Annotated in this window: 4 protein-coding genes; all 4 read left to right on the top strand. The window is 57.9% G+C overall.

Annotation, left to right across the window (positions count from 1 at the left end):
• Window positions 1-658 precede the first annotated feature (658 nt).
• The 4 genes from VFN25_RS02120 to VFN25_RS02105 all read left to right on the top strand — a co-directional run bounded on the left by VFN25_RS02120 (window position 659) and on the right by VFN25_RS02105 (window position 8,256).
• Complete coding sequence (locus tag VFN25_RS02120) at window positions 659-3,535, top strand: TonB-dependent receptor plug domain-containing protein (RefSeq protein ID WP_325138318.1); 2,877 nt, start codon at window positions 659-661, stop codon at window positions 3,533-3,535.
• Between the two features lie 328 nt (window positions 3,536-3,863).
• Window positions 3,864-5,678: a tetratricopeptide repeat-containing sulfotransferase family protein gene (locus VFN25_RS02115; RefSeq protein ID WP_325138315.1), complete on the top strand. Its 1,815-nt coding sequence runs from the start codon at window positions 3,864-3,866 to the stop codon at window positions 5,676-5,678.
• Window positions 5,679-5,819: 141 nt separating this feature from the next.
• Entirely contained in the window at window positions 5,820-7,634 is a 1,815-nt protein-coding gene (locus VFN25_RS02110) for a tetratricopeptide repeat-containing sulfotransferase family protein (protein ID WP_325138313.1), read from the top strand.
• Window positions 7,624-8,256 carry a 2OG-Fe(II) oxygenase gene (locus VFN25_RS02105; protein WP_325138311.1) on the top strand — a complete coding sequence of 211 codons (633 nt, stop codon included), beginning with the start codon at window positions 7,624-7,626 and terminating at the stop codon, window positions 8,254-8,256. The genes VFN25_RS02110 and VFN25_RS02105 overlap by 11 nt, the downstream gene beginning before the upstream one ends.
• Window positions 8,257-8,669: the final 413 nt, after the last annotated feature.

Genomic DNA, 8,669 nt, shown 5'->3' with positions numbered 1-8,669 from the left:
ACATCGCCCAAAGCGCACGACCCAAAGATCTCTTCTGACCACTTCCATTCGTTGCTCACCATGACTACGCCCTCTGTTGGCATGTAAATCATGGAGTTACAGACTAAAGCGCAAGAAAGATGTGATCAAGAGACAGTGCCTTCGCAGGGGCGACGAGAGGTGGGTTGGCGAATGCAAGGGTTGCTGCCTACCGCTGCGGCGAGCGTGGCTCCCTTCCAATTGCGCGTCTCCGGGCCTGACGGGTGTGTCAGCCAACACCAGCATTGCGCCACCGATAGCAGCGCGCGTCTCCGGGCCTGACGGGTGTGTACTGGTCGGCACAGATCCAATTGCAAACCGCGACCCGATCGGAATTGCCTGGTATCGGCATCCAAAACCAGCAATTTTTACACGCTCGGATCCTGAAAATAGCGGCTTGAACGAGATAAATCGCTGTTTTCCCGAGCGTTTTGCCTGCTCCAACGGCGAATGTTAAACCCCTGCTCAGGGATTCCCATAGCGTGAGAATGTTGTTAGTATCTCGCTACTGCCGACGGCCCAAAGGGGCTGTTTCCGGCTAAATTGCAAGCAAGGAACGGACGCCAATCAGTTCCTTGCCTGTGCCATGTCCCGATTCCGCGTCACCAGTGACACCACTCTAAAAACGTTGGAGAGCGTAATGAGATTAACGAACAACGAGCTTCTGAAAGCTGTGCGACTCGCGCTTTATGCGGGTACCACGGCTGTCGTCGGTTTGAGCTCCGTAACTGCCTTCGCGCAGAACGATGCCGATACAACCAGCGAACGCCTTGACACGATCGTCGTAACCGGATCAAACATCCGCCGCGTCGATATTGAAACTTCGAACCCGATCATCACGATCGATCGCGCCCAGATCACCAAGAGCGGCAAGCTCACGGTCGGTGACCTGATCCAGGAACTGCCGTCCATCGCTGGTGCCGCGACCAACCCGCAGGTCAACAACGGTGGTGGTACCGGTGCTTCCTCGGTTTCGCTGCGTGGTCTCGGCTCGGGTCGTACCCTGATCCTGGTCGACGGTCAGCGCATCATCAACAACGACATCAACGCGATCCCGGCCAACGTGGTCGAGCGCATCGAAGTCCTGCTTAACGGCGCCTCGTCGACCTACGGTTCTGACGCCATCGCCGGTGTTGTCAACTTCATCATGCGTCGTGACTATCAGGGTGCTGAGTTCAGCGCTGATTACGGCATTTCCGATCGGGACGATGGCCAGCGCCAGGGTGGTTCGTTCACCTTCGGTCAGTCCACCGATCGCGGCAGTGTCGTTGCCGGTGTCAACTACAACAAGACCGACGCCGTCAGCGCCGCCAAGCGCGACTTCTCGGTCAACGCTCTCTATCTGTATGGCGGCAACGTCTACGAAGGTGGTTCGAGCCGTACCCCGACTGGCCGTATCTTCATTCCGAATACGCCGAATGCCGATGGCATCAACCTGCAGGACTACTACGGTGGCTGCGGCTCGATCACGCGCATTACTGGCGCATCGGGTACATCGCTGGATGACTACCGTTGCTTTGGCGGTAGTGATGCGTACAACTACCAGCCGCTCAACGTCATCCTGGTTCCGCAGGAGCGTACCAACATCTTTGCGTTGGGTAACTACAAGCTGACCGACAATGTCGAAGCCTATTTCAAGACCTTCATCAACCGTACTTCGTCGTCATCGCTGATCGCGCCGTATCCGTTTGACAACTTCGGCAACAACGTTTCCGTTTCGGCCGACAGCCTGTACAACCCGTTCGGCGTTGACTTTGCGCCGCCGGGAACACCGGGTGGTGGCAACCGTCTGCTCGTTCGTCTGACCGGCGTCGGACAACGCGTCAGCCAGTTCGATACACAGACGTCGCAGTTGATGGGCGGTTTCCGCGGCAACTTCGGTGATACCTCGTGGCGCTGGGATTTGAATGCCAACTACGGCCATCTCACCCAGGATCAGTACACCACGGGCTATCTGAACTTCCCGCAGTTGGCCGATTCGCTTGGGCCATCAATGCTGGTTGGCGGCGTTCCGACCTGCGTAGGTACGCCAGGCGACGCCAGCACCGCAATCGCGGGCTGCGTGCCGCTCAACATCTTCGTGCAGGATGACCCGACCTCGGTGCAACTGCTCACGGCAGCGGGTTCCAACCCGTTCCAGAACTTCCTCGCCACCTCGCGTGAAGTGACGGCCAATGCCAACGGCGAAGTGTTCGATCTGCCGGCCGGTGTTGTCAGCCTCGCAGTCGGCATGCTGTATCGCAAGGACTACTCGAACTTCCTCGCTGACTCGACCATCATCCTGAATCCGGCTACCGGAACCTGCGATCTTGGTACAGCGTGTACTTCGGAGCTTTCGGGCAATCTGACCACGAAGGAAATCTACGCTGAGGCATTTGTTCCGATTCTCAAGGACATGCCCTTCGCAAACAGCTTGAACTTGACTCTCGGTACCCGCTACTCGAAGTTCAACCTGGCCGGCAACACAACCAACTCGAAGATCGCCATCGAATGGCGTCCGATCGAAGACTTGCTGCTGCGCGGCACGGTCTCCGAGGTGTTCCGTGCTCCTGGTATCAGCGAATTGTTTGCAGGTGCGGGCAGCGATGCGCCAACCCTCAACGATCCCTGCCAGGGCTACATGACGGGTCAGGCACAAGGTATCGCGGCGTGCGGTCCAAGCACCGGTGCAACGAACATTCCTGCAACCGGTATTCCGCCGGAGCCGAACAGCCAGGTCAACGGCATCGTTTCGGGCGCAGTGGCGGCCGGATTCTCGCTCAAGCCGGAAAGCGGCAAGAGCTTTGACTTCGGTGCGGTCTACAACCCGGGCTTCATTGACGGCTTCTCGGTCAGCGTTGACTACTATCGCATTTACCTGAAAGACGTCATTTCCGGTATCTCGGCGCAGACCGTTGTTGACCTGTGCTACAACAATCCGAACAGCCAGTTCTGCCCGTTCATTTCGCGTCTGGAAAACGGCAACGTCAACAATATCCTCGAGCCGACGGTCAACCTCGGTCGTCTGGATACCTCGGGTTTCGATCTCGGTATCAACTACCGTATTCCCGAGTTTGACGCGTTTGGTCGCAGCATCGGCCGCTTCGCGGTTGGCCTCAACGCCACCTACATCCAGGAGTATGACAACCAGGTCCTCGACCAGCGCACTTCGGTTGCCGGTACCTTCTCGAACCAGTTCGGTAACTTCCCGCGCATCCGCGGTGTTGGTAGCCTCGACTGGAACATGGGTCCGTTCCAGGCTGGCTGGCGTGTACGTTGGGTGGGTAACACTCGCGTGACCAATGGCGACGGTGGCAACGGTAACGATCTGCCGATCGGTGGCGTCGCTTACCACAACTTCCAGTTCGGCTACACGGCTGAAGCAATCAATACGCAGTTCCAGATCGGTATCGACAATGCGTTTGACAAGCAGCCGCCGCTGTACTACCAGAACAACGTAACCAACGCCAACACCGACGTCCGTACCTACGACACGATTGGCCGTTACTACTGGGCAAACGCAACCGTCAAGTTCTAATCTGACGGAAACCGTTCCAATTGAACCGCGCGGTGCAAGCCGCGCGGTTTTTTTTTGCTTGCGATGACTTGAATCAAGGCGATTCGATGTCACCTTGACTGACCATTGCCCGGTCGCTATCCGCAACTCGCGGATCGCACGGGCTCCGGCACGCTCGTTGCGCTTTTGCGATTGAGCGTTCGCTCAGATCAACGCGCATGCAGCAAAGGGGTAGAGTGGTCAGGCTGTACGACATCAGTCACTTGAGTGTGCCGGCCGATGTTGCACAGACGCCAGCAAGCGTCCAGATTGGCAAACCCTCCAGGCTCAATGCGTGAACAAGGCTAAAATGTCCACGACCATCGAATCCATTGTCGCTGCTTTGCAAGCGAATGATCTGTCTCTTGCCGAATCACGGGCCAGGGAACGAATGGCCGATCACCCGGCGGACAACCATGCACGTGTTCTGCTCGGGGTCGCACTGGCCATGCTCAAGCGTCCGCTTGATGCCGCAGTCGTCTATCACGATCTGATCGAGCGCGAGCCAGAGGAACCTACGCACTATTTCAACCTCGGTTCGGCATTGCGCGAAACCGTGGACCTTGATGGGGCCGAGGACGCTTATCGTCAGGGATTGCAGTTGAGGCCGAATGACGCTGGTGCTCTCGCCGATCTGGGTTCGCTACGATGGCAGCGTGGTGACGCGGTCGAGACCCGGGAATTGATGCTCAAGGCATGGCGGATCGACCCCGGGATGCCGGAGCCACGCATCTACGGTGCACCGGCTTGCGTCAAATGCGCAGATACGGAATCCGCACAGAAGCTTCTGGAGGGTTGCGAGAACTGGCCCTTCCTCGGCACCACGCTGGAAGCCGAGCTCGGCGCAAACCTGATTCAGATCGATCGACTTGATGAAGCCGAGCGTCGCCTTCGCGCCTTGCTGAGTCACCCGGAAGCCGAAAGTGTCGCGACACTGCGTCTCGCGGCCCTGATGGAACGCGTAAATCGCCTCGATGAGGCCGAAGCGCTGCTCGCCGAAGCCAGAATATCGGAGATCGACATTCGCGAGGAACAAGCCGTTCGTGCGACTCTGGCTTCACGTCGTGGGCGCTACAACGAGGCCATACCGCTCTATCTGGGTGCCTTGGCCGGCGAGCCGGAAACCATCAACAGCGCTGCCTCACTGTTCGCCCTGGCCAAGGCCTATGACAGTATCGGTGACACGACTCAGGCGATGGAAACGCTGCGCCGGGGACATCGGGTTCAACTTGAGCATGCCGGACGATTGATGCCGAAGATGCTCGAACCCGACTCGAATCCGTTGAATATTGTCGAGTATCCGGTAAGCGAAGCGTCTTACCAAAAATGGCAGGCCGATCCCGCCGCACCCGACATCATGGCATCGCCGATTTTCATCGTCGGCTTTCCGCGCTCCGGAACCACGCTGCTTGAACAGATGATTGAAGCGCACCCGGGAATCCGTTCGATGGATGAGCGCGCCTTCCTGCAGAACGTAATCACCCACATGCAGTCGATGGCTGACCTCAACTATCCGGATGATCTGGACAAGCTCGATGCCGCCGCGATTGAAGAACTGCGCAGCGTCTACTGGAAATGTGTCGACGGCGTTCTCAAGCTCGGGCGGGGCGAACGCCTGGTCGACAAGAACCCGCTCAATATCCTGCGTTTGCCTCTGATCCATCGCCTGTTTCCGAACGCGCGCATCATTCTTGCCCTGCGACATCCTTGCGATGTCCTGCTCAGCAATTACATGCAATGCTTCCATGCGCCGGCCTATCAGATCCTGTGTTCGTCATTCGAGCGTCTGGCTCGTGGCTATGCCGACGCGATGAATTTCTGGGTGACCCATGCAAGCCTGTTTGATGCAGCCATTCTCGATCTGCGCTACGAAGACCTTCTCGATGACATGCCGACTCAGGCAACACGGGTGGCGGAACACTTGCATCTGGATGATGCGAGCGCCTTGCATGGATATCGTGAACACGCACTGGCCAAGGGTTTCATCAGTACGCCGAGCTATTCGCAAGTCGTGCAGCCGTTGAACAAGAAGGCGGTTGGTCGCTGGCAGCGCTATAGGGAGCACCTGGAGCCGGTCCTTCCGCTCTTGCAGCCCGCCATGAAACGCTGGGGCTACGAAACGTGAGGAGCGCGCGAAAACCCATTGCCAGGCAGCCGGTTGATGGCGCGTTGTCACACGATCCATCGAATCACGCCGGGCCAGCATGCGTTGAACATGCTCGGATCGACCTCATCTGAATAAGCGGCCAACCGCTCGGGAAAAACAATGCAGCAACTAGTCAATGAGATAGTCCAGGCAATGAACAACGATCGGCATGCCGACGCGTTGCGCATGTCACGGGAACTTGCGCAAACGTTTCCGCGTGATGAAGGTGTGCGCTCCCTGCTTGCGGTGAGCGAGCAGAATGCCGGTGATCTCAACGTTTCCAAGAAGCTGCTGCTCGAGCTGACCAGTGAACACCCCAATCGCTGGCAGCACTGGAACAATCTGGGCAACGTCCAGCGCCTGCAAGGCGAGTTGGAGTCTGCCGGTGAGGCCTATGAAAAGGCCTTGCAACTGAATCCGCAGAGCCCGCGACTGCTGGCCAATCTCGGATTGTTGCAATTGAATCTCGGCAACTTCCGTCAGGCGCGAACCTACCTGTGCAAGGCCTGCACCTTGCCTGGCTCAGAGCCCGGCATGCGCATATGGGCCGCTGTCGCCTGTCAGGCAAGTTCGGATGACGAGACAGCGAGAATGCTGATCCACGATTGGTCAACCTGGCCGCCAACATCGGAAGAATCGCGCGTCGAGTTGGGCTGGCTGTTGATCCAGTTGGGTGACCACAAGGGTGGGCACGCCATCCTTTCCGGTGAATTCCAGGATACGGGTTTGCGCATGCGCGCATTCGCGCGCCGCGTGCTCGCCCTCGAGCGCGTGAATCAGATCGATGAAGCGCTGATGCTGACCCGAACCATCACCGATCCGGCCCAGATTGCCGATTTGCAGGCGCGCATGGAAACCTTGCAGGCCCTGGGCCTCATCGCAGCACGACTGAAAGATCATGCTGCCGCGCGCAAATACTATAGCGACGCGCTCGCCCTGGATTTGCCGCAACGCTACCGCCGCCCCTTGTGTTTCGGCCTGGCGCGCGCTTGCGATCACCTCGGTGAAACCGAGGCGGCCATGGAAGCGTTTGCGATGGCGCACAGCAGCGTTGATGCATCAACAATCGAGCAGAGCGGACTCCCTGAAACAGGACTGTTGTCGTTGCTCGATCCTGGCAAGAGGTTTGCGGGTCCGCCGACCTGGGAAGTCGGCAAGGCTGAGCCTGATCGCGAATCACCTGTTTTTGTTGTCGGATTTCCACGTTCAGGCACCACCTTGCTGGAGCAGATGCTCGACGCACATGAGGCGTTCGCATCGACCGACGAGCAGCCCATGGTCCAGCGCATGCTTGCCCATCTCGACGCGCGTGGTATTGCCTATCCCGGTGGACTGGCGAATCTCGGTGAAGCCGACCGCGCGACCCTGCGCGAGATCTATTTCAAGGAAGTCGCAAATACCATCAAGCTCGAACCAGGCGTGCGCCTGGTCGACAAGCACCCACTCAATTTTCTTGCCTTGCCATTGATCCGCTTTGTCTTTCCGCAGGCGCCGCTCATCTTCTGTCAGCGCCACCCCTGTGATTCCTTGCTGAGCAGCTACATGCAGGATTTCCGCGATCCGCGACTTGCTGCGGAATGCTCCAGCCTGCAACGACTTGCCGATCTCTACGTACGTCTGACCGAGCGCTGGATCAGCGATGCAAAGTTTTTTCCGGACAACATTCTCTTCAGTCGCTATGAAGAGCTGATTTCCGATCCGGATACGCAACTGCGCAAGATCGGGGACTTCCTCGGACTTGAAGATGTCTCGGCCATGCATGAGTTCAGCAAGCATGCCGAAGCACGCGGATTCATCGCTACGCCAAGCTACTCTCAAGTCGTCGAGGGCTTGAATACCGACGCCGAAGGGCGATGGAAACGCTACCGGGAATATCTGCAACCGATATTGCCGACACTGACACCTGTTCTGGAGCATTGGGGTTATGACGCCTGAATCAAATCAAGTCACTGCGCTGCCCTTGAGCGCGCTGAGTCATTACGTGCGCTGGTACGACGCCGCTCTACCGGCGGAATTCTGCAAGGGCTTGATCGATGGTTTCGAGCAGATGACCGAGGCCCATGTGGAAAATGGGCGCGGCGTGCGCTCCGGGCTGGAAGGCAGCAAGTGGACAGAAATCAACATGAGCCAGTACGCCGATGAGGCGATGAAAGGATTCTTCATCACCCAGATGGATGAGTATCTGGCTCGCTACAACGCCGATGTAGGCCTTGGCTTGTCGGTTCCCCCTTCAAACCGGATGGCCGATCTCGGCTTCAAGCGTTATACCGCGAGTCAGGGTGACGGATTTCAGCCCCACTTCGATGCGATCTACGAAAAATCCGATCGATACATGGTATTTCTCTGGTATCTCAACGATGTCGCCGAAGGCGGCGAGACCCGTTTCACCGATCTCGATTTCGCTGTGCAGCCACGCGCGGGACGCTTGTTGATGTTCCCGCCATTCTGGATGTACCAGCACGCCGGCATGCCACCGATCTCGAACGACAAGTACATCATCTCGACCTACCTGCTCTTCGAGAAGACCCACGATCTGTCGCTGAAATCAAAAAGCTAGAAGCCAGTATCAAGGCAATGCTGAACTGGCGACCTAGCCGTCGTCCCTGAGGTTCTCAACAGCTGAATAGCGGCTCAGGCAAGAGCCCACGCCCCACCGCTTTTGAGCTTGGTTATCTGACGATTCCGTCCAGATAGCGATCCAGCACCAGCAACCCCGCACCACAATCCACCGTCGCCCCAGCGCAGGCAGGGGCCCAGCGCCCCATCGCTTTTGCACTTTCTTTAGCGGCCAGGCGAAAGCGCATCAAAAGCCAAAGCAAAGGCACTGGGCCCCTGCCTGCGCCTGTCTCTTGATCACATCTTTGGCATCATTTCTTGGGCAAGGTGATAGCCCTCAATGCGTTGTTGTAGGCGCGCCCAACCCCGCCACAGGGCATCCCAACCCGGACGTCCTGTTCGCTTCGTGTCAGC

The sequence above is a fragment of the Dokdonella sp. genome (assembly GCF_035703485.1).
Taxonomy (GTDB): domain Bacteria; phylum Pseudomonadota; class Gammaproteobacteria; order Xanthomonadales; family Rhodanobacteraceae; genus Dokdonella.
This window is presented reverse-complemented; position numbering and strand designations above follow the sequence as displayed.

What these genes read in the sequence shown, in the direction of transcription:
- VFN25_RS02120 (WP_325138318.1), top strand. Translation starts at nt 659, where the DNA reads ATGAGATTAACGAACAACGAGCTTCTGAAAGCTGTGCGACTCGCGCTT.
- VFN25_RS02115 (WP_325138315.1), top strand. Translation starts at nt 3,864, where the DNA reads ATGTCCACGACCATCGAATCCATTGTCGCTGCTTTGCAAGCGAATGAT.
- VFN25_RS02110 (WP_325138313.1), top strand. Translation starts at nt 5,820, where the DNA reads ATGCAGCAACTAGTCAATGAGATAGTCCAGGCAATGAACAACGATCGG.
- VFN25_RS02105 (WP_325138311.1), top strand. Translation starts at nt 7,624, where the DNA reads ATGACGCCTGAATCAAATCAAGTCACTGCGCTGCCCTTGAGCGCGCTG.